The organism is Nonomuraea angiospora (assembly GCF_014873145.1).
Taxonomy (GTDB): domain Bacteria; phylum Actinomycetota; class Actinomycetes; order Streptosporangiales; family Streptosporangiaceae; genus Nonomuraea; species Nonomuraea angiospora.
Genome location: NZ_JADBEK010000001.1, coordinates 2,009,019 through 2,028,782, shown reverse-complemented (window position 1 = coordinate 2,028,782; position 19,764 = coordinate 2,009,019). Strand labels below are relative to the sequence as shown.

Annotated in this window: 21 protein-coding genes; 8 read left to right on the top strand and 13 right to left on the bottom strand. The window is 71.2% G+C overall.

Going from position 1 to position 19,764, the window contains the following annotated elements:
* Nucleotides 1–118 precede the first annotated feature (118 nt).
* The 5 genes from H4W80_RS09250 to H4W80_RS09230 all read left to right on the top strand — a co-directional run bounded on the left by H4W80_RS09250 (nt 119) and on the right by H4W80_RS09230 (nt 5,433).
* Nucleotides 119–823, top strand: coding sequence for an AfsR/SARP family transcriptional regulator (locus H4W80_RS09250; protein ID WP_192784706.1), 705 nt, complete (start codon nt 119–121; stop codon nt 821–823).
* Nucleotides 824–905: 82 nt separating this feature from the next.
* A complete protein-coding gene (gene tatA, locus H4W80_RS09245; RefSeq protein ID WP_192784705.1) occupies nt 906–1,169 on the top strand; it encodes a Sec-independent protein translocase subunit TatA in 264 nt (87 codons plus the stop codon).
* A 19-nt stretch (nt 1,170–1,188) separates the two neighbouring features.
* Nucleotides 1,189–1,551, top strand: coding sequence for an ArsR/SmtB family transcription factor (locus tag H4W80_RS09240; RefSeq protein WP_192784704.1), 363 nt, complete (start codon nt 1,189–1,191; stop codon nt 1,549–1,551).
* Nucleotides 1,535–4,072 (top strand): magnesium-translocating P-type ATPase, encoded by a 2,538-nt coding sequence (gene mgtA / locus H4W80_RS09235; RefSeq protein ID WP_192784703.1) that lies wholly within the window; start codon nt 1,535–1,537, stop codon nt 4,070–4,072. Before H4W80_RS09240 ends, mgtA begins: the two co-directional genes overlap by 17 nt.
* 65 nt (nt 4,073–4,137) lie before the next feature.
* Nucleotides 4,138–5,433, top strand: a complete 1,296-nt coding sequence (locus tag H4W80_RS09230) for a hemolysin family protein (RefSeq protein ID WP_192784702.1) — start codon at nt 4,138–4,140, stop codon at nt 5,431–5,433.
* A gap of 52 nt (nt 5,434–5,485) precedes the next feature.
* Here the strand turns inward: H4W80_RS09230 and H4W80_RS09225 are convergent, their stop codons facing one another.
* Together H4W80_RS09225 and H4W80_RS09220 are read right to left on the bottom strand one after the other, a co-directional pair.
* Nucleotides 5,486–6,385: a CHRD domain-containing protein gene (locus H4W80_RS09225; protein WP_192784701.1), complete on the bottom strand. Its 900-nt coding sequence runs from the start codon at nt 6,383–6,385 to the stop codon at nt 5,486–5,488.
* A 72-nt stretch (nt 6,386–6,457) separates the two neighbouring features.
* Nucleotides 6,458–7,660: a cytochrome P450 gene (locus H4W80_RS09220; protein ID WP_192784700.1), complete on the bottom strand. Its 1,203-nt coding sequence runs from the start codon at nt 7,658–7,660 to the stop codon at nt 6,458–6,460.
* 84 nt (nt 7,661–7,744) lie between these two features.
* Between H4W80_RS09220 and H4W80_RS09215 the strand changes: the two genes are divergently transcribed.
* Complete coding sequence (locus H4W80_RS09215) at nt 7,745–8,371, top strand: TetR/AcrR family transcriptional regulator (RefSeq protein ID WP_192784699.1); 627 nt, start codon at nt 7,745–7,747, stop codon at nt 8,369–8,371.
* 7 nt (nt 8,372–8,378) lie between these two features.
* Here the strand turns inward: H4W80_RS09215 and H4W80_RS09210 are convergent, their stop codons facing one another.
* The 3 genes from H4W80_RS09210 to H4W80_RS09200 form a co-directional block, all read right to left on the bottom strand.
* A complete protein-coding gene (locus tag H4W80_RS09210) occupies nt 8,379–9,071 on the bottom strand; it encodes a glycoside hydrolase family 12 protein (protein WP_192784698.1) in 693 nt (230 codons plus the stop codon).
* 128 nt (nt 9,072–9,199) lie between these two features.
* The gene (locus tag H4W80_RS09205; RefSeq protein WP_192784697.1) at nt 9,200–9,811 is read right to left on the bottom strand and encodes a class I SAM-dependent methyltransferase; all 612 of its coding nucleotides are present in this window, start codon (nt 9,809–9,811) and stop codon (nt 9,200–9,202) included.
* Entirely contained in the window at nt 9,808–10,434 is a 627-nt protein-coding gene (locus H4W80_RS09200; protein ID WP_192784696.1) for a TIGR04282 family arsenosugar biosynthesis glycosyltransferase, read from the bottom strand. The genes H4W80_RS09205 and H4W80_RS09200 overlap by 4 nt, the downstream gene beginning before the upstream one ends.
* 89 nt (nt 10,435–10,523) lie before the next feature.
* Here H4W80_RS09200 and H4W80_RS60425 point away from each other — a divergent pair, with 89 nt between their 5' ends.
* Nucleotides 10,524–10,703 carry a hypothetical protein gene (locus H4W80_RS60425; RefSeq protein WP_225963333.1) on the top strand — a complete coding sequence of 60 codons (180 nt, stop codon included), beginning with the start codon at nt 10,524–10,526 and terminating at the stop codon, nt 10,701–10,703.
* A complete protein-coding gene (locus tag H4W80_RS60420; protein WP_225963332.1) occupies nt 10,700–10,948 on the top strand; it encodes a hypothetical protein in 249 nt (82 codons plus the stop codon). The genes H4W80_RS60425 and H4W80_RS60420 overlap by 4 nt, the downstream gene beginning before the upstream one ends.
* Here the strand turns inward: H4W80_RS60420 and H4W80_RS09190 are convergent.
* The 8 genes from H4W80_RS09190 to H4W80_RS09155 all read right to left on the bottom strand — a co-directional run bounded on the left by H4W80_RS09190 (nt 10,929) and on the right by H4W80_RS09155 (nt 19,584).
* Nucleotides 10,929–11,159, bottom strand: coding sequence for a hypothetical protein (locus H4W80_RS09190; RefSeq protein WP_192784695.1), 231 nt, complete (start codon nt 11,157–11,159; stop codon nt 10,929–10,931). The two genes, H4W80_RS60420 and H4W80_RS09190, sit on opposite strands and share 20 nt — an antisense overlap.
* Before the next feature lie 191 nt (nt 11,160–11,350).
* Nucleotides 11,351–13,723, bottom strand: a complete 2,373-nt coding sequence (locus H4W80_RS63485) for a discoidin domain-containing protein (RefSeq protein WP_192784694.1) — start codon at nt 13,721–13,723, stop codon at nt 11,351–11,353.
* The gene (locus H4W80_RS09180) at nt 13,720–14,712 is read right to left on the bottom strand and encodes a hypothetical protein (protein WP_192784693.1); all 993 of its coding nucleotides are present in this window, start codon (nt 14,710–14,712) and stop codon (nt 13,720–13,722) included. Before H4W80_RS09180 ends, H4W80_RS63485 begins: the two co-directional genes overlap by 4 nt.
* A gap of 146 nt (nt 14,713–14,858) precedes the next feature.
* Nucleotides 14,859–16,247: an alpha-L-fucosidase gene (locus H4W80_RS09175; RefSeq protein ID WP_318786773.1), complete on the bottom strand. Its 1,389-nt coding sequence runs from the start codon at nt 16,245–16,247 to the stop codon at nt 14,859–14,861.
* 20 nt (nt 16,248–16,267) lie between these two features.
* Nucleotides 16,268–16,447, bottom strand: a complete 180-nt coding sequence (locus tag H4W80_RS09170; RefSeq protein ID WP_192784692.1) for a DUF6903 family protein — start codon at nt 16,445–16,447, stop codon at nt 16,268–16,270.
* Between the two features lie 29 nt (nt 16,448–16,476).
* Nucleotides 16,477–17,343, bottom strand: a complete 867-nt coding sequence (locus H4W80_RS09165; RefSeq protein ID WP_192784691.1) for a carbohydrate ABC transporter permease — start codon at nt 17,341–17,343, stop codon at nt 16,477–16,479.
* 11 nt (nt 17,344–17,354) lie between these two features.
* Nucleotides 17,355–18,260, bottom strand: coding sequence for a carbohydrate ABC transporter permease (locus tag H4W80_RS09160; protein ID WP_318786772.1), 906 nt, complete (start codon nt 18,258–18,260; stop codon nt 17,355–17,357).
* Nucleotide 18,261: 1 nt separating this feature from the next.
* The gene (locus H4W80_RS09155) at nt 18,262–19,584 is read right to left on the bottom strand and encodes a carbohydrate ABC transporter substrate-binding protein (protein ID WP_192784690.1); all 1,323 of its coding nucleotides are present in this window, start codon (nt 19,582–19,584) and stop codon (nt 18,262–18,264) included.
* Nucleotides 19,585–19,764 lie beyond the last annotated feature (180 nt).

The following is a 19,764-nucleotide window of genomic DNA, read 5'->3' as shown; positions in this document are numbered from 1 at the left end:
ATTGACAGATCATCTGCGGGCAACATAAAACCCAGGGGGATCTGTTCGTGCATAGGAGGGGCGCCCGATGGACAGCACTTCTGCTGTCGCGGCGTACGATGCACGGCCGGAGGGGTCGGTGAGCCTGCGTCTGCTGGGCACCTTCGAGGTGTCGGCACGCGCTGAAACGGGCGGTGCACGGTGGGGCGAGCTCCCGCACAGCGCTCGGCGGCTGGTCGCCTTTCTCGGCCTGCACGGCACCGCGACCCGTGACTTCGCCGCAGGCAGTCTGTGGCCCGACTCCAGCGAGGCCCACGCGCAGGCCGACCTCCGCACCACGCTCTGGCGGGCCGGCCGGGCCTGCCCGGGGCTGATCGTCACGGGCGGGCCGGCCATGCGGCTGGACTCGCGGGTCTCGGTCGACGTCGACGAGCTGCGGGCGCTGAGCCGGCGGCTGCACGTGCGGCGACCGGCGCAGGCCGAGGACGACGGCTCGTGGGTGCCGCCGCGCGGCGTGCTGCTGCCCGGCTGGTATGACGAGTGGGTCGTCGCCGTCCGCGAGCGTGTCCGCCAGCTCCAGCTGCACACCCTGGAGGCCGTGGCCGAACGGCAGCTCGCCCGGGGCGCCTACGGCCGGGCACTCGACCTCGCGCTGGCCGCCGTCGAGTACGAGCCGCTGCGCGAGAGCTCCCAGCGCCTGGTCGTCCGCATCCACCTCGCCGAGGGCAACCTGGTCGAGGCGGTCCGTGCCGTGCGCGCGTTCACGGAGCTGCTGTGGGAGGAGATCCAGGTCCGGCCCAGTGCCGAGTTCACGGGCCTGGTCGAGCTTCCGGCGCCGAGCTGACCGCGCTCGACCCGCAGGTGGCGTCCTTCGCCTTACCTGGACACTCCTATACTTGCGCATCCGAGCAACGTTAGGACTCCTCATGCAGGATCTCGGATGGGCTGAAATCCTCATCATCGCCCTGGTCTTCGTGCTGCTCTTCGGCGCGAAGAAGCTCCCGGAGACGGCCCGCGCCGTCGGCCGCTCCCTGCGGATCTTCAAGGCCGAGGCCGGCAAGCTCCACGACGACGAGCCGGCCGGGCCGCCCGCCTCCGGCCCGTCGCTGGAGGAGCAGGCGCGGCGGCTGGAGGAGCAGGCGGCCAGGCTGCGCGCGAGCGTTCGGGAGGACGGGCAGGCCAAGCCGTGACGGCCTAGACTGGGCGGCTATGTCCGCAGGAGGAGTGGCGATGGGAGAGGTCGGCGACCCGCCCGCCGACGTGCTGGCCGAAGCCGCGGCCGCTTTCGGGTTGCTGTCGTCGCCGCCGCGGCTGCACATCGTCTGGGCGCTGGCGCAGGGCGAGTGCGACGTGACCGGGCTGGCCGAGCGGGTGGGCGGCGCGCTTCCGGCGGTCAGCCAGCACCTGGCCAAGCTGAAGCTGGCCGGCCTGGTGCGGTCGAGGCGCGAGGGGCGCCGGGTGGTCTACCTGATCGACGATCAGGACATCGTCGCCACGGTCCAGGTCCTGGTGGGGCGCCTCGCCGAGCGGGCTGGCCGCCCGGGGGGACAGGCCCATGGTCTGGGCGCCTGAGGCGCCGAGCACGCCGTCCCGGCCGGCCGGGGACGAGGTCGCGGCCCTGAGCAGGCTGCAGGTGCTGCGGCTGCTGGACAGCGGGCCGCGCGGCCTCGTGGAGGCGGAGGCCGAGTCCCGGCTGCTCCGCCACGGCGAGAACGTCCTTCCCGGCCGGCGCCCGGTGTCGTGGCCGCGACGGCTGGCGCGCAGCCTGCGGGACCCGTTCACGATGGTGCTGCTCGCGCTGGGGGTGGTGTCGGCGCTGATCGCGTCCTGGGGCACGGCGGGCGTCATCGTGCTCCTGGTCGTGGCCAGTTGCGTGCTGCGCTCCAACGGCGAATACCGGGCCGACCGCTCGACCGCGGCGCTGCGGGAGCTGGTGGCCACCACGGCGACGGTCCGGCGGCGCGCGTCGGAGGACGCCGAGCCGTGGGAGCGGGAGATCCCGGTCGATCAGCTCGTACCGGGCGACGTGGTCAAGCTGGGACCGGGTGACCTGGTGCCGGCCGACGTGCGGCTGCTGCGCGCCAGGGGTCTGACGGTGCACCAGGCGCCGCTGACCGGGGAGTCGGCCCCGGTTCCCAAGCGGGCGCTCGACCTGCCCGAGGGGGACGATCACCTGTGCCGGCAGGGCAGCAGCGTCGTCTCGGGGAGCGCGCTGGCGGTGGTGGCGGCCACCGGCGCGGACACGATGCTCGCGGGCTCCTCCGCCGCGCCGGCGCGCAGGCCGTCGGCGTTCGACCGTTCGGTGAACGGCATCTCCTGGACGCTGGTCCGGCTCATGGTGATCATCCCGCCGGTGGCGCTGGTGGCCGGCGCGGTCCTGCGCGGCCGGGGACTGGAGGCGCTGCCGTTCGCGGTCGCGGTGGCCGTCGGGCTCACGCCCGAGATGCTGCCCGTCGTCGTGACCACCGCCCTGGCCAGGGGTTCGGCGTTGCTGGCGCGCAGCGGCGTGATCGTCAAGCGGCTGGCCGCGCTGCACGACGTGGGCGCGATCGACGTGCTGTGCATGGACAAGACCGGCACTCTCACCCGAGACCGTCCCGTGCTCCGTGACTCCATCGGCCCGGACGGCGGCCCGGATCCCGAGGTGCTGCGCTGGGCCGCGATCAACAGCTTCTGGACGCTGCACCTGGCCGACCCGCCGGTGCCCGACTCCCTGGACGAGGCGATCCTGCTCGGCGCGCCCGACCAGGGGGACGTCGAGGGCGTGGACGCCTCGCCGTTCGATCCGGTGAGCCGCATCTCGTGCGCGCTCGTCCGCGACGGCGAGGCGCACCGCGTCGTGGTCAAGGGCGCCGTGGAGCCGGTGCTGGAACGTTGCACGCTCAGCCCGCCGGACCGCCTGCGTGCCGCCCGCCTGGCCGACCGGCTGGCCGAGGAGGGGCTGCGGGTGCTCGCGGTCGCCACGGCCGACCGCCCTGCCGATCGCCCCGCCGTCCACCGCCTGGGCGAGGAGCGCGGGCTCCGCTTCGCCGGCTTCGTCACGCTGGCCGACGAGCCGTCGCCGGAGGCGCCGGGCGCCCTGGCGGCGCTCTCCCGCCGGGGGATCACGCCCAAGGTGCTGACCGGCGACCATCCGGCGACCGCCGCCCGTACCTGCCGGGACCTGGGCCTGAGCGTGGGCGCGGTGGTCAACGCGGGCGAGCTGGCGGACCTGTCCGACGCCGAGCTGGCCGAGGCCGTCGGCCGGGCGACGGTGGTCGCCCGCTGCACCCCCGAGCAGAAGGCGCGGGTCGTACGCGCGCTGCGCGCCCGCGGCCACACGGTCGGCTTCCTCGGCGACGGCGTCAACGACCTGGCCGCCATGCGCGCCGCCGACGTCGGCATCTGCCCGAGGGGCGCGGTGGACGTCACGCGGGAGGCGGCCGACGTCGTGCTGGCGGCCAAGGATCTCGCCGCGGTCGACCACGCGGTCGTCGCCGGGCGGCGCAGCACCGGCAACATCGTCACCTACCTGCGCATCGCGCTGTCGTCCAACCTCGGAAACGTGATCGCGATGCTCGCGGCCGGGCTGGCGCTGCCGTTCCTGCCGATGCTGCCCGTCCAGGTGCTGGTGCAGAACCTGTGCTTCGACGCCGCGCAGCTCGCCCTCGCCTTCGACCGGGCCGGCCCGGACGTCCTGCGCCGCCCCCTCCGGCTCCGGCCACGTGCCCTCCTGGGCTTCGTCGCCGGGTTCGGGGCCCTGAACGCCGTGGCGGACCTCGTCACGTTCGCGGTGCTGACCTGGGTCCTCGGCGTGGAGGGGGCGCCGGCCTTCCACACCGGCTGGTTCATCGAGAACATGCTCACCCAGGCCGTCATCATGCTGCTGCTGCGCCCCATCAGCGGGGTGTCGCGCCCGCTCGGGCTGGCGACGGGCGCGCTCGCCGCGGTCGGCCTGCTGTTGCCGCTCTCGCCGCTGGCGGACGCGTTCGGGCTGGTCGCGCTGCCCGCCACGAGCTACCTGTGGCTGCTGGCGGTGGTCGTCCTGTACGGGGGCACGCTGCTGGTCATCACCCGCCGGAGATTCAGGGACAGAGGCCGCCGAACGCCGTGAACGCCGCACTTGTTTTATAGTTGCGCAATACGGCAAGTGTCATGGCGTCTGGAGGAACCCCTTTCGTGGATGGTTATTGGGTGCAACTCGCCCTGGTCGCGGTCCTCATCGTGATCAATGCGGCGTTCGCGGGAAGCGAGCTCGCGCTGGTCTCCCTGCGGGAGGGCCAGCTGCGCCGCCTGGAGCAGCACAGCAGCGGAGGACGGGTGCTGGCCAAGCTGGCCCGCGACCCGAACCAGTTCCTGGCGACCATCCAGATCGGCATCACGCTGGCCGGGTTCCTCGCCTCGGCCACCGCGGCGGTGACCCTGTCCGAACCCCTGGTGCCGCTGCTCGGCTTCCTCGGCGGCGCGGCCGGACCGGTGGCGATCATCCTCGTCACCCTGGTGCTGACGTTCCTCACCCTGGTGTTCGGCGAGCTGGCGCCCAAGCGGGTGGCGATGCAGCGCGCGGAGACCTGGGCGCTGCTGGTCGCCCGTCCGCTGAGCGTGCTGGGGAGCATCTCGCGGCCGGTCATCTGGGCGCTCGGCAAGTCCACCGACCTGACGGTCCGGCTGATGGGCGGGGACCCCGACCTGCACCGGGAGGAGATGAGCCCCGAGGAGATCCGCGATCTGGTCAGCGTCCATCGCGGCTTCACCCCGGAGCAGCGGCTGATCATCTCCGGAGCCGTCGAGATCACCGAGCGGGTGCTGCGCGAGGTCCTGGTGCCCCCGCGCCAGGTGTTCGCGATCGAGGCCGGCACCCCGCTCCGGCAGGCCGCGGCCGAGCTGGCGGCCTCCGGGCACTCGCGCGCGCCGGTCGTGCGCGGGCGTAACCTGGACGACACGCTCGGCATCGCCAACCTGCGCGACCTGCTCACCCAGGACGCCGAGGTCGCCGCGGACGCCGCCCGGCCCGCCCTCGTCCTGCCCGAGAGCCTGCACGTCTCCGACGCGCTGCGCCGCTTCAAGGCCGAACGCCAGCAGTTCGCCCTCGTCGTCGACGAGCGCGGCGCCGTGGACGGCATCGTCACCCTGGAGGACCTCCTCGAAGAGGTGGTCGGCGAGATCTACGACGAGACCGACAGCGACCTGGAGACCGTCCAGCACGGCGACGACGGGACGCTGACGATGCCCGGCGGCTTTCCGGTGCACGACCTGCCGGACGTGGGCGTGCACCTGGAGGGGCAGCCGGAGGGCGACTACACCACCGTCGCGGGCCTGGTCCTGGCCGAGCTCGGGCGGGTGCCGACCGCGCCGGGCGAGTCGGTGACCGTGGCCGGCTGGCGCATCGAGGTCCTCGGCGTCGAACGCCACGCGATCACGCAGGTCCGCCTGCATCCGGTCCCCGTGCCCGACGCCGCGGAACAGGACGCGTAGGCCGGAGCGGCCTCTCGGCCCAGCGCACCCGCGCCGGGCCGAGGAAAGCCCTCTACCAGTCGCCCCGGTAGAGCTGGCCGCGGACCGCTCCGCCGGGGAACTTGGCGTTGTGCAGGTTGGCGTACCAGTTCTTGGGGTTGTTCCAGATCCGGCGGGCGGTGGCGGTGTCGGTCTTGGAACTGCCGGCGAGGCCGTTGACGCTGGGCGGCAGGCCGTCCTTGGCCTCGAAGAAGGGGACGACGACCGGGCCGTTCTTGCCCTTGGGAGCGCGGTGGACGTGGGCGGCGGTGGGGGTGGCGACGTGTTTCCAGGTGGCGGCGAACCAGACGCGGTCGCCTTCGGGCTGGACGAGCCAGGCGGCGCGGCCGTCGCGGTCGCCGACCTTGGTGCCGGGGGCGGGGATCTCCTGCTTGCCGTCGGCGCGGGTGGTCAGGGTGCGGCCGAAGCCGTGGGCCAGGATGCTCTCCAGGGCGACGGGACGGATCCGCTGGAGCTGGGCCCGTACGGCGCCGCCGGCGAAGTCGGCGTTGTGGAGGTTGGCGTACCAGCCCTGGGGGTTGTTGAGGATGCGGCCGAGGAGGTTGAGGTCCTTGACGATGACGGTGCCCTTGATGGCGTGGAGCTGGGGCGGCAGGGCGGTGGTGATGAAGGGGATCTTGACCTCGCCGTTCTGGCCGGCGTTGCCCTTGTGGATGTGGAAGCCGCTGGGGGCGTTGACGTTGCTCCAGCGGACGGCGTAGTCGACGCGGTTGCCGTGGATGCGGAAGACCGCGAGCGCGCTGCCGTCGTCATCGCCGACCTTGGTGCCGGGTGCGGGCACTTCGTGCTTGCCGGCGAGGCTGGCGGCCAGGTAGACGGGAGTACTGGTCTGCGCGGCGGCCGGTGGCACGGGAGCGGCGACCAGTGCGGTGGTGACGGCCAGGCCAGGAAGAACGAGGGTGCGCTTGTTCATGAATCGGCCCTTGGTTAGGTGATTGCTTACTCCTGGGAGGTACGGGCCGATTCATGAACTTGGTTCAACGCGTCACCAGGTGACGGGCAGCTCGTGCATCCCGTAGACGCTGGCCTCGTCCTTGAACGAGAGCTCCTCGGCGGGCACGGCCAGCCGCAGCCCCGGGATCCGCCTGAACAGCGAGTCGAAGACGATCTCCAGCTCCACGCGGGCGAGGTTCTGGCCCAGGCACTGGTGCGGGCCGTAACCGAAGGCCAGGTGGCTGCGGGCGTCACGCTCGATGTCGAACGCGTCGGCGTCCGCGAACACCTCCGGATCGCGGTTGCCGGCGTTGGCCAGCGTGAGCACTCCTGACCCCGCGGGGATGACCGTGCCGCCGAGCTCCACGTCCTCGGTGGCCACCCGCATGATCGCGAACTCGGCGATGGTGAAGTGCCGCAGCAGCTCCTCGACCGCGCCCGGCGTCTTGCTGGGGTCCGCGCGCAGCGCGGCGAGCGTGTCGGGGTGGCGCAGCAGCATGTACGTGCCCAGCGAGATCATGTTGGCCGTGGTCTCGTGCCCGGCGATCAGCAGCAGGAACGCCAGGCTGAGCAGCGCGCCATGGTCCACCTCGCCGCTCTCGCGCTGCTTGACCACCTGGCGGCCGAGCAGGTCGTCGGTCGGGTCCTCCGCCTTGGCCCTGATCAGCTTGTCCAGGTAGACGGCCAGCTCGAAGGAGGCGTGCTGGCGCTCCTGCGGCGTGGCGGCGCGGTTGAGCAACTGGGCGGAGTGCGTCTGGAAGAAGTCGTGCTCCTCGTACGGCACGCCGAGCAGCTCGCAGATCACCAGCGAGGGCACCGGCAGGGCGAACGCCCGCACCAGGTCGACCGGGCGGGGGCCGTCCAGGATGGCGTCGAGGTGCTCGTCCACGATCTGCTGGATGCGCGGCCGCAGGGCCGCGATGCGCCGGAGGGTGAACTCCCCGATCACGGCGCGCCGCGCCGGACCGTGCTCGGGCGGGTCCATCTCCAGCATCATCTTGGGCAGCGGCGACTCGCCGGGCGCCGTCTCGCCGTTCAGCCTGGGGGCGTTGGGATGGCGGCGGTCGGCGCTGAAACGCGGGTCGCTCAGGACCGTACGGATGTCCTCATACCGGGCGGCGACCCAGGCGCTCGAACCGCCGGGCAGCGTGACCTCGGTGACCGGCTGCTCACGCAGGAGGCGAAGGTGCTGCTCGGGCGGTGCGTACGGGCAGGTGCGGGTGATCTGGAGCGTCTCAGCGGAGTCAGAGGTCACGGTTGTCCCCAATCAGCGTGCCATTCCCAAATTTCCCTACATCTGTAGGCTAACCTACAGATGTAGGGCACAGTACACTGAGGCGTGGCCCCCACCAGAGACAGAAAGAGCGACCTGAGCGACCCGCGGGTGCGTCGCACCCAGGCGGCCCTGCAACGCACGCTGATCGGCCTCGTCCAGGACGGCGACCTGTCCAGGATCAGCGTCGCCGACGTCGCCGAACGCGCCGGGGTGAGCCGCTCCACGTTCTACGACCACTACCGTGACGTGCACGAGCTCGCCGAGGCGGCGTGCACCACGATGATCGACGACCTGATCGAGGCCATCCCCGACCCCGGTGTCCGGGACGTCCCGGACGACGCCCCCGACACGCTGCTGACCTTCTTCGCCCACCTCGACGAGCACGCCGGCCTCTACCGCAGCGTGCTCGGGCCGCAGGGCAGCGCGCGCGTCATCGACCACGTGCGCCGCCACGCCACCGTCGCGGCCTACGTCGGCGCGCGCCGCAAGGCCACCGGAGACGACACCCCGACCGACTACACCGTGCAGACCCCGCATGACGTGCCCGCCGCGTTCACGGCGGGCGCGCTCATCGGCGTGGCCACCGACTGGCTCCAGCACGGCTGCCCGCGCTCGCCCGCCGAGATGGCGGACCTGACCCGCCCGCTGCTGATGGCCGTCTACCGCGGGGACGACCGCCCCCAGGCGTAGGGATCGGTCAGCCGGCGGACACCGAGAAGCTGTTGGTGACGAAGTCCATCCCGCCGCTGGAGGAGGTGATCTCGTACCCGAACTGCACGTTGCCGAGCGTCACGTCACCCATCCAGCCGTTGGTGCGCAGCCAGTTGAGCACCGCCTTGATGTCCACGGTGCCGGAGTTGGTGTTGCCGGTCCTGACGAAGGAGAAGACCTGGTTGGCGCCGTTGCTGCCGCGGTAGACGTCCCAGCTGTGGCCGCCCACCGTGGCGCCGGTCTGGCGCGAGCCGATTGGGCCGACGGCGCCGTGCTTGTTCATCCAGAGCATGATCTCGTACGCGTTGGCCGAGTCCCAGATGTCGTACGCCGTCGTGTACGAGCCGCCGTTCGGCACGGTGACGTTGAAGCTGCTGGTGGCGCTGCCGAGGGCGCTGACGCGCTTGCCGACGTACCTGGTGGCGTTCGGGTACGACTTCACCCCGCCGGTGTTGGGGTGGTTGGCCCACACGCCCCAGTTGCTGTAGGAGTTCGCCCAGATGGTCTGCGGTCCGGCGCCGCTGCCCCAGATGTTGTTGTAGAGCGTGTAGCCGCCGTTGGACCAGGTGCCCCACCGGTCGGTGGAGGACCAGGTGGCGGCCAGCGCGGGCGGGGCGAAGAGGACGGTGACCATCGCCAGTACGCAAACGGGGACGGCGGAACGCACGATCTTGCGCATGCTGGATCCCTTCTGCCTGCCTGTGTTTTAGTTTGGCTGGCATCCAAACTAAAAAGCATTCTGACTCCTTCAGTCAACCCCGGGTGAAACTTTCGCTGAGGAGGAGGTCGCCCTGGCCGCCGGGGACGCTAGCTCAGGCAGGCCAGCCAGCGACCGTGAGACGTCCAGCAGTCCACGGCCGGGAACCCACCGGCACGGGCCACACGGCGGATGTCGGTCACCGACACCACCGCCCACCCGAACCAGTCGCCGACGAGCGCGCCGTGGTGCAGCCGCACCCGGTCGACGCGGCTCCTGACCTCCGGCGGGGCGACCTCGACCAGCACCGTGCCGCCCGGCCGGACCAGCTGCCGCACCCGGCGCAACAGCAGCTCGGGGTTGCCGCCGATGCCGATGTTGCCGTCGGCGAGGAGCGCCGTCGCCCACCGGCCGCTGCCCGGGACCTCGTCGAACACGTCCCGGAGCAGGGCGAAGCCGCCCGCTCTGCGGGTGTGGGCGACGGCGCGAGGCGTGATGTCGATGCCCAGCGCGCGCACGCCGCGGCGGTTCAGCGCGACGGTCAGCCGGCCCGGACCCGAGCCGATGTCCAGGGCCGGGCCTGCGCACCTGCGCAGGAGGGACTCGTCGCCCTCGATCGGCTCGAACCAGCGCGTGGCCTCCAGCACGACGCGGGTGCCGTCCACGTACTCGATCTCGGCGGCCGCCCCGGCGAGCGCGTCGGCGTAGATCTGCCCCATCATCGGCCCGTCTCCCGCAGTACGGCGGCGAAGCGGGAATCGGGTGCCTGCGCGGCCACCTCGGGGGCGTCCGCAGGGGTGTCGACGTCGGTCAGCTCGGGCAGCAGATGGACGGACAGCCCGGCCCGATCGAGGCGGTCGAGCTGGAGCTTGCCGGTCTCCGGGTGCGACATCGGCACCCCCAGCAGCAGGGAGGCGTCCGGCTCACGCAGGCCGAGCAGCCAGAAGCCGCCGTCCGAGGCCGGGCCGAACACCGCGTCGCGACTGTCCAAGGCCCGCGCCGCCTCGTCCAGCAGAGCGGGCGTCACCTGCGGCGTGTCCATGCCGATCAGTACGACGGGTTCCGGCCGGAGCCGGTAGGCGTCCGAGAACGCCGCCGCCAGACGCTCGTCCAAGCCCGAGCCGCGCTGCGGGATCACCACGAATCCCGGGGGCAGCCAGCTGCCCGGCAGCCCGTCCAGGGCGAGCAGTCGCTGGCCGGCGGGTGTTCCCGAGACGGCGATGAGGCTGTCGTGGAGAGCGGCCTCGGCGAGGCGGGCGGCCTGCTCAGGGCTGAACGGCGGGGTCAGCCGGGTCTTGACCCTCCCGGCCACCGGCTCCTTGGCGATGATCATGATCTGGGCCATGTGATCGACAGTAGGGCGGCGTGACATGCTCAATCCTTACGAGTTGCTGACAGCCGCCGCTCGACCAGGCCGGCGACGTCGTCTGCTTCATGGACGCCGACGCCTCGCTCGACCCCCGCCGGCTTCCCGGCGTGGCCGCGCCCGTCCTCGGCGGTGACGCCGACCTGGTCCTCGGCGCCGCCGGCCGCGAAGCGCGGGCGCCTGGCCCTGGCACGCCCGGCTCGGGAACGCCGCCCTCGCCCACACCCTGCGCCGCCGCACCGGGGTGAGGCTGCACGACCTCGGGCCGATGCGGGCGGCCGTGCGCAGCCGGCTCCTGGAGCTGGGGCTGACGGACCGCCGGTTCGGCTACCCGCTGGAGATGGTCCTGAGGGTCGCCGCGGCCGGTTGGCGGATCGCCGAGGTGGACGTGGACTACCTGCCCAGGACCGGACGTTCCAAAGTGACCGGAACCGTGCGCGGCACCCTGCGGGCCGTCGCCGACATGCGGCGGGTCATGGCCGAGCTGGGCTGAGTTCGCGAACCCGGCCGACGGGGTCGCGGCGGCACGCCCGTTTGATGGGGTGCCAGGTGCCGTGGCCGGTGGCGCAGTGGGGCCTGGGCGGCTGGAGGGTGGGCCGGGCGGGGGTCGGGACGGGGCTGAGGGCGGCGGTGACGAGGAACGTGGCGGTGGTGGTGAGGGCGCCGGTGATGACGGCGAGGGCTGCTCTCGTTCCAGTTCTCATGGTGCTCCCCGGTGTTGTGGTCTGCCGGGTTTGATGCTCGGTTGTCGGTGGTTGTTCGGAGTGTTGTTGCAGGTCAGGCAAGGTGTCCGGGTTTGCGGGCCTATGCCCGGGGCGCCTGCGCGCCCGGGTCCCGCAGTCGCGGTCTGCGATCCGAGCGGGCGGGTGGCAGCCACCCGCCCGCGTCACCACAGCTAGGCGGCGTGGTAGACGGCGATCTCGGTCATCGTCGGGGTGTACACCTCGCCCGGCACCTTCCCGGTGAGCGACACCCGGAGCCGGGAGGTCGTGACGCTGCCGAAGCCGGTCACGGACCGGTCGTGCCCGATGCCGTCGGCGCGACTGGCGAACGTCACCCAGGCGCCGGTCCCGGCGTCCCACCGCTGCAGGTCGAACGTCTGGACCCGCGGGTTGGTGCCCGAATCGGTGTACTCGTCCAGGTAGACCTCGTCGAAGGTGGTGGCCGCGCCGAAGTCGATGTCGAGCGTGATCGGGTAGGTCGCGTCGTCGGCCGCCGCCCAGCGGGTCGCCGGGTCGCCGTCGGTCAGGTTTCTCGCGACGAGTGTGCCGTTCTGGCCGGGGTGGGTCGAGCCGGCGGTGACCGGCTTGCCGAGGGCCAGGTTGACCCGGCCGTCTCCGGGCTCGTTCTCGATGGGGTCGTCGTCCACCGGGTTGGCGACCTTCTCGCCGATCGGGCTCTCCGCCATGCCGATGTCCGGCGCGTTGCCGTAGTAGATGTGGGTGCCGAGGAAGTCCTCGGTGCCCAGGTGGGGGTTGTAGCGGCCGGCGTCGATGAGCGGGGAGTCGTCGCGGAGCTTGAAGTGCGCGGCGGCCGTCCGGATCCGGTCCACGCCCGCTCCGGTGACGTACTTCGCCGGGTCGCCGACGAACCTCGGGTCGGCGCGCAGGCCGGCCCGGTCGGCCGGTTCCTGGGTGGAGTGGGTGCCGCCGGCCTCGTAGTAGTCGTTGTTGGAGAACACCGCCTGGCGCAGCGCGCCGGTACGGCGGTACCAGGGCGTCGGCCTCGTCGCGGAGGTGTTGTAGAAGATGTTGTTGAGGAAGTAGACGGTGCTCAGGAACGTCTCGTCGTGCACGTAGTCGAGGTCCGCGCCGTCGTACACGAAGGTGTTGTTCGTGAAGTAGGTCGGCGAGTAGTTCGTCGACAACATGTTCTTCACCAGCACGCCGTTGTCGTTGACGCTCAGGTTGTAGCGGGCGACCGAGTTGGAGCTGTTGCCCATGTACGCCATCCAGCCCGCGGCGTTGTCGTGCGAGTAGTTGAACTGGTAGGTGACGTTGAAGTTGGTGTACTCCAGGTCCCACGGGGTGCCGTCGTACTCGTTGTCCGGGCCGCCGTAGACCTCGTTGAACTGCATGACCGAGTCGGCGCCCGCCCACAGGTAGAGGCCGCAGGACACCGCGTTGTAGCGCTTGAGGAAGCCGTTGACCTCGTTGTACTCGACGGTCATGTTCTTGGCGTTGGCGAACTGGAACGCGCCCTGGCCGACGCTCTCCGCGTAGTTGTGGCCGATGTAGACGTCACGGCTGTACAGGTCGCGGGTCCGCACCCAGAGCTGCTCCCAGCCCTCGTGGAACTTCCCGCTCTCGTCGTACTGGCCGGCGTCGGCTCCGTCGGCGGCGAACCAGTTGAACGAGAACTGCACGGCGTGCAGCTCGACCTTCACGAAGGTGTTGTTCTCGATCCGGACGTCCTTGAAGTGGTGGCCGCCGGTGCCGTACGACTTGTAGCTCTTGCTGCCGAAGACCTGGAAGTTGACGCCGCCGTAGTGGATCTTCTGCCAGGTGCTCGGGCCGTCGAGGTCGTGGACGTACACGTTGGAGATCCGGAAGTGGTCCATGACGCTGTCCGCGCCGGCCGGCAGCAGGTCGGCGTTGATGGAGACCATGATGCCGTCGCGGACGTAGGTCCCCGTCGTGATGTCGGTGGCGAAGTTGTCGTCGTTGGACAGCTCGACGTTGTCGATCTCGAAGTACTGCTGGTTGCGCAGCACGATGGCGCCGGTCCGGCCGACCGTGTCGGGGTTCTTCGTGCCGTCCGCCCGGAAGGGGCTCGGCACCCTGCCGTTCGTCGCGATGTAGGGCCGGCGGGCGCGCGGGTCGCCGTAGGCCGAGATGGTGATCGGCTTGCCCGCGCCGCCGGAGCCCTTCGGCCACAGCTGCTCGTTGTTCCACTGCTCGCCGGCCTTGAGCAGGATGCGGTCGCCGGGCTTGAACGTCGTCGCGTTCGCCTTGGCCAGGGTGCGCCAGGCGGTCTGCGGCGAGGTCCCGGCCGCGTTGTCGCGGCCGGTCGTGGCGTCGATGAAGTAGTCCTTGCCGCCCGTCGGGTTCGGCGTGTTGCCCGGGAAGTCCGCCTTCTTGGCGGCGGCGGGGGAGGAGCGGTCGGGGGTCTTGGCGGCGCTCGCGGCGGGCGCGAGCGATCCCGCGAGCAGCACGGCGAGCAGCGCGGAGAACAGGGCGGTGAGGCCCGCGCGGAGCGCCCGGGCCACGGGCCGCCGGCGGGCCGGCGCGGGCGATGGGGCGGGGGGTGCGGTACCGACAGGTTTCACTGTTGAACATCCTCTGCGTTGATGGCGTCCACCGCCGCCGTGTCGACCTTGAAGACGCTGCTGTCCACCCGGCGCTGGAGGAACTGGTCGAATTTCTCCTCGATGAGCGACTGCCGGATCCGCCGCGAGTACTCGGCGAACGCCGCGTCCTCGTCGACGGTCTTGCCGTTGAGCTGGTAGTACGTGATCTGGCCGGTGCCCGGGACCGGGCCGGAGACCTGGCCCGGCGCGAGCTTGCCCAGCACGGCCATGAGCTCCTGGTCGTGGGCGGCCGAGCCGCCGCCGTGCTGCGTGGCGGTCGTGAGCCTGGCGCCGGGCTCGCGGTCCGCGAGCTCCGCCAGCCGGCCGGCGGCGGCCACCCGCCGCTGGAGCCGGGCCGGGTAGCCGGCGGAGGCGCCGTCGGGCACCGGCACCACGAGCTTCGCGTACGTGTACGTGGTCGCGTTGGCGCTCCAGGAGTCCCGGTCGGCGTCGAACGCCCGCCGGACCTCGGCGTCGCCCACCCGGAGCGGGCCGTTCGCGCTGAGCCGCTGCTTCAGGCCCGTCGTGAGCCCGGTGAGCCGGTGCGTGTAGTACTCCTCGGGGGAGAACTCCGCCAGGCCGTAGACGACCTGGCCCCTGGCGATGGCGTCGGCGCGCCGCTCGTTCTCGGCGGCCAGCTCGGCGAGGAAGCCCGCGTGGTCGACGGAGCCGATCAGGGGCTGCTCCTGGGCGAGGAGGAGCGCCGTCTTGTCCCGCCGGATCTCGTCGAGCGCGCGGGCCGCGAGCCGCTGGAGGGCGGTCTGGTCGCCGGTTTTCGCGTTCCAGTCGATCGCGCCCTGGAGCCGGTACTGGTTGCGTAACTCGTTCTCCACCTGGGGTGTGAGGCGGCGCATGTGGAAGAGCAGCTCGTCGCGGGTGACGGCGTGGCCGTCGAGGGAGGCGACCTCGTCGGTGCGCTGGGCGAGCGCCGCGCCGCCGAGCACCAGCGCGGCGAGGGCGGCCACCACGGCGGCGAGGAGGACGGCCGCGCGGGGTGACCGCCTACGAGCGCCTGCGGGGGCCTTTCCTGCGGCGTTCCTTCGGGTGGGGTTCCTTCCGGCGGTGCCCCTTCCGGCGGTGGCCTTTCCAGCGGGGCTCTTCGTGAGGACGGCCTTCATGGCGTTGCTCCGATCGCGGTCACGTGGGCGACGACGGGGGTGTCCCGGGCCTGTGGCATCTCGACCAGCACGGCGTCCACCTCGGCCGGCGGGAACGTCAGGATGCGCTGGTAGCCGACCGCGTTCGCCTGCGCGAGCGTCGTCCACCGCCCGTCCCGGCGGCCCCGCACGACGACGTGCTCGACCCGCTGCCCCTCCGTGATGTCCTCGCCCACCACGACCGCCTCGACCGTGCGGGGCCGCGCGAACTCGAGCCGCACGCCCGGCAGGGGGTCGGCGGCGTCCGGACGCCACGGCGTACCGCCCCCGCCGGGCCACGCGGTGGCGACGTCGCCCGCCGTACCGGACGACACCGTCGCGGTCGCCGATACGCGCCGCGCCCGGAAGTCCTCGACGAGCCGCCCGAGCCGCTCCAGCACCGCCACGTCGGCGTCCCGCAGCAGCCCGTCGCGGGCGGGCGGGACGTTGAGCAGGAAGCAGGAGTTGCCGCCGACGGCCCGCAGGTAGATGCCGAACAGCTCCTCCGCCGGGCGGACCATGCCGTCCTCGGCCGGGTGGTGGAACCAGCCGGGCCGGATCGAGGTGTTCACCTCCGCCGGGTACCAGACCAGGTCGTCCTCGTGCCCCGCCAGGGCGGCGCGGCTGCCGAGGTCGAGGTCGTCACTGCGGACCAGCCGGGCGAACGTGCCGTCGTCCGCCTGCTGCGAGCGGTCCGCGATCCGCTCGGCGTCCAGCAGGGCCCGCGGGACGACGCTCCACTCGTCGGGGCGGGTGCTCCCGGCCTCGTTGCCGCACCAGCGGACGTCGGGCCCGCACACGCTGATGACCGCGTCCGGCTGCAGCTCGCGGACCACCGCGTAGTACCGCTCCCAGTCGTACACCTGGCGCCTGCCGTTGGGGCCCTCGCCGTTCGCGCCGTCCAGCCACACCGTGAACACCGGCCCGTACCGGGTGAGCAGCTCGGTGAGCTGGGCGACGTAGAAGTCGTCGTACGCGCTCCCGCTGCCGTAGGACGCCTCGGTGCGGTCCCAGGGCGACAGGTAGATCCCGAACCGCAGGCCGTGCCGCCGCGCCGCCTCCGAGACCTCCGCGACCACGTCGCCGCGCCCGCCGCGCCAGGGCGACGCGGCGACCGAGTAGGAGGTGACGTCGCTCGGCCACAGGCAGAAGCCGTCGTGGTGCTTGCAGGTGAGGATCACGCCGGTCATCCCGGCGGCCTTGAGCGCCCTGACCCACTGGTCGGCGTCGAGCCCGGCCGGGTCGAAGGCCGCCGGGTCGTCGTGGCCCTCGCCCCACTCCCGGTCCGTCATCGTGTTCATGCCGAAGTGGACGAAGCCGTAGAACTCCATCGCCTGCCACGCGAGCTGGCGCTCGCTCGGCCGCACCGCCGCCAGTGTCCGAGTAGTCACCGGAACCGCCGGTTGTACGAGGCCAGCACGGCCAGCAGCCCGACCAGTGCCGCGAGCATGATCGCGAGGCTGCCCCACCCGGCCGTCGTACGGGCGGCGACGACGACGGCGACGCAGCCGGCCGCGACGAGCGTGCGGGCGGTGACGAGCAGCACGCTGCGCGTCGAATCCTTCAAGACGGTTTCCTCTCTGGGAAACGGGCCGGTCAGCCCTTCACGCCGCCGGATGCCATGCCTTCGATGAGCCGGCGCTGGATCAGCGCGTAGAGGACGAGGACGGGGACGATCACGATGACCATGCCGGCGTACAGCCGCCCGTAGTCGGCCGCCGCCTTCTGCGCGGTCATCAGGTTGAGCAGGCCCACCTGCAGCGTCTTGCCCTCGCCGGGTAGCAGGGTGAGCGCGATGATGAAGTCGTTCCAGTAGGCCAGGAAGTTGAACAGGATCACGGTGGTGAGCGCCGGCCGCGCCATCGGCAGCATCACCCTGACCATGACCTGGAGGCGGGAGGCCCCGTCCAGGGCCGCGGCCTCCTCGTAGTCGGCCGGGATCGACCGGAAGTACGCGGTGAGCAGGTAGATGGTGAACGGGATCGACGTGGCCGCGTAGACGAGCGAGAGGACGCCGGGGTTGTCGATGAAGAAGCCGTCGGGGAACACGCCGGCGAGCGCGCGGTCCCAGCCGACGAGCATGAGGAAGATCGGCACGACGATGTAGTTGACGTTGACGAACAGCCCGGCGAGCATGGCGAGCTCGACGAGGCCGCGGCCGCGGAACTCGTACCGGGCGATGACGTAGGCCGCCGGGACGGAGACGGCCACGACGAACACCAGCCCGAGCACCGTGACCAGCACCGAGGTGAAGAAGTACTGGCCCATGCGGGCGGTGACGAACGCGTCGGCGTAGTTCTGGAGGTGCAGGCCCTCCGGCAGCGTCCAGGGGCTGCCGTAGAACTCGCCCTTCTCCTTGAGCGAGGCGAGCAGCACCCAGCCGACCGGCACCGCGATGGCCAGGGCGATCGCGGTGACGAGGACGTAGGTCAGCGGCCTTCCGGCGCGCTTGATCGTGGTCATGGTGGCGGTCCTCAGAACTGGAGGGGCTCGCGCCGCGTCGCCCGGCTGACCAGCAGCGACACGAAGAACGAGAAGGCGAAGACGGCGACGCCGATGGCCATGCCGTAGCCGTACGACGAGTTCGTGTACGCCTGCTTGTACATGTAGCTCAGCAGGACCTCGGAGGAGCCGTCGGGCCCGCCGCCGGTCATCGCGCGGACCAGGACGAAGCTGAGGTTGACCGCGCTCATGACGAAGAACGTCAGCGTCGTGCGCAGGTTCTGCCAGATGAGCGGCAGCGTGATGGCGAAGAACTGCCGCCCCGCGGACGCGCCGTCGAGCGCGGAGGCCTCGTAGATCTCCTCCGGGATGCTCGCCATGCCGGACATGTAGAGGACCATGTAGTAGCCGAGCGACTGCCAGACCATCGCGATCGCGACGGACCAGAGCACGAGCTGCTGGTCGCCGAGCCAGATCTGCTGCAGGCCGTCGAGCGACAGCAGCCGCAGGGTGCCGTTGAGCAGGCCGTTCTTCTGGTCGAAGATCGCGGAGAAGATCGCCGCGATCACGACCACGGACAGCACGCTCGGCACGTACAGGACGAACCGGTACACCGTCCGGCCCCGCAGCCGTTGCCGGGTCATGATGGCCGCGAGGAACAGGCCCGTGCCCATCGTCACGACGGTCACGACGACCAGGAGCGCGACGGTGTTCTGGAACGCGCGGACGAACTGCGCGTCGTCGAGCAGCCGGGCGAAGTTGCCCAACCCGACGAAACGCATGTCAGGGGAGAAGCCGCTCCAGGTGTAGAGGGACATCCGGAACACGTTCAGGGTCGGGACGATCATGAACACCGCGAAGAGCACGAGCGCGGGCAGGAGGCAGGCGAGCACGAAGACGCCGTTGCCGCGCCGCCGCGCCGGGCTGCTCTCGGTCACCTCACCCACCCGCCTGGCGCAGCTTCTCGCTGGCGTCGTTGAGCGCGGCCTGCCACTGGTCCTCGGTCTTGTCGCCGCTGATGATGCTGTTGGCGGTGTCGAAGAGAGTGGCCTTGATGTCGACGCCCTCGACGGGCGCGGTGCTCGCGAAGCCGCCGACCAGCGCCTCGACCGTCGTCTCGTCGTAGACCTTGTAGAACTCGGCGTTCTCCCCGGACAGGCCGCTCGCGATGCCCTTGATGGGCTGGATGGCGTTCGACTTGGCGAAGATCTTCGCCGCCTCGTCGGAGTACAGGTAGGCGACGAACTCCTTCGCCGCGTCCTTGTTCTTGGCGGCGGCCGGGACCCAGACCGACTCCACCGACGTCGTGATGTAGCGCTTGCCGCCCACGGTGACCGGCGGCAGCGGCGTCAGGCCCCACTCGAAGCCGGCGGCGCGCGGGGCGTCCTTCATCTCGCCGACGACCCAGGTTCCGTTCGGCATGAACAGCGTCTTGTTGTCGAGGATCGACTGCTGGTTCTTGGTGAAGTCCTGCTCGTTGGCGTACCCGACCGTGGTCGGCGCGGCGTATTTCAGCAGCCGGGTGGTGAGGTCGAGCGCCTGCCGGGCCTGCGGCGTCTGCCAGACGCCCTGCTTGTACGTCATGACGTCGGTGTAGAACTGCTCCCCGCCGACGTCGGCGAGGAGGGCGAAGAAGTACGCGTCGAGGTATCCGGCGGTCGGGTAGGTGAACAGCGAGATCTTCTCCTGCTTGGCCTTCTCGCCGAGCGCGAACATCTCGTCCCAGGTGGCCGGGACCTTCCAGCCCTTCTGGGCGAACAGTCCCTTGTTGTAGAAGAGCCCGCTCGGCGCGTAGTACATCGGCATCGTGTACGTCTGGCCGGTGCCGTACGGGTTGGTGTTGAGGTTGCCGACGATGCCGTCGATGAGCTTGTCGCCGACGGTCCTGTCCTCGCCGGGGACCTTGGCCTTGAGCACGGGCGTCAGGTCCTCGAGGGCCTTGTCCTTGATGAGCGTCTCGGTGAGCGCGGCCTTGCGGCCCTGGCCGAGCACCACGACGTCCGGGAAGCGCCCGGCCTTCATGTTCGGCGTGATCTCGTCCTCGATGCTCTTCGAGATCTTTAACTGCACGTCGACGCCGGGATGGGAGGCTTTGTACGCCTCGATGACCTGGGCGTACATGTCCCGGCCGTAACCGCCTTCGAGGGCGGCGACGCTCAGGGTCGTCTTGCCGGAGCCCGAGCCGTCCCCGTCGGCCGAGCAGCCGGTGAGCAGTCCGAGCGCCGAGATCGCGGCGCTCACGAGGACGAGTGATCTCCTCATGGTTCTGGGGTCCTTCCCGTGGACGGCTGCCCACCTGGGTGGGGCGGAGGAACGAGTCCGGAGTACGGCGGCGCCGGGGTCACGACGACGGGGCGCCGCGCCGCCGGCCGGGGATGTGGATCTCTCGGCAGGGTCCGGACGTTGTTACAGTGGCATCGATAACATGAAGGCGCAAGAGGC

What these genes read in the sequence shown, in the direction of transcription:
- tatA (WP_192784705.1), top strand. Translation starts at nt 906, where the DNA reads ATGCAGGATCTCGGATGGGCTGAAATCCTCATCATCGCCCTGGTCTTC.
- H4W80_RS09240 (WP_192784704.1), top strand. Translation starts at nt 1,189, where the DNA reads ATGTCCGCAGGAGGAGTGGCGATGGGAGAGGTCGGCGACCCGCCCGCC.
- mgtA (WP_192784703.1), top strand. Translation starts at nt 1,535, where the DNA reads ATGGTCTGGGCGCCTGAGGCGCCGAGCACGCCGTCCCGGCCGGCCGGG.
- H4W80_RS09225 (WP_192784701.1), bottom strand. Translation starts at nt 6,385, where the DNA reads ATGAACAAGCGCACCCTCGTTCTTCCTGGCCTGGCCGTCACCACCGCA.
- H4W80_RS09210 (WP_192784698.1), bottom strand. Translation starts at nt 9,071, where the DNA reads ATGCGCAAGATCGTGCGTTCCGCCGTCCCCGTTTGCGTACTGGCGATG.
- H4W80_RS09205 (WP_192784697.1), bottom strand. Translation starts at nt 9,811, where the DNA reads ATGATGGGGCAGATCTACGCCGACGCGCTCGCCGGGGCGGCCGCCGAG.
- H4W80_RS09200 (WP_192784696.1), bottom strand. Translation starts at nt 10,434, where the DNA reads ATGGCCCAGATCATGATCATCGCCAAGGAGCCGGTGGCCGGGAGGGTC.
- H4W80_RS60425 (WP_225963333.1), top strand. Translation starts at nt 10,524, where the DNA reads ATGGACGCCGACGCCTCGCTCGACCCCCGCCGGCTTCCCGGCGTGGCC.
- H4W80_RS09190 (WP_192784695.1), bottom strand. Translation starts at nt 11,159, where the DNA reads ATGAGAACTGGAACGAGAGCAGCCCTCGCCGTCATCACCGGCGCCCTC.
- H4W80_RS09165 (WP_192784691.1), bottom strand. Translation starts at nt 17,343, where the DNA reads ATGACCACGATCAAGCGCGCCGGAAGGCCGCTGACCTACGTCCTCGTC.
- H4W80_RS09155 (WP_192784690.1), bottom strand. Translation starts at nt 19,584, where the DNA reads ATGAGGAGATCACTCGTCCTCGTGAGCGCCGCGATCTCGGCGCTCGGA.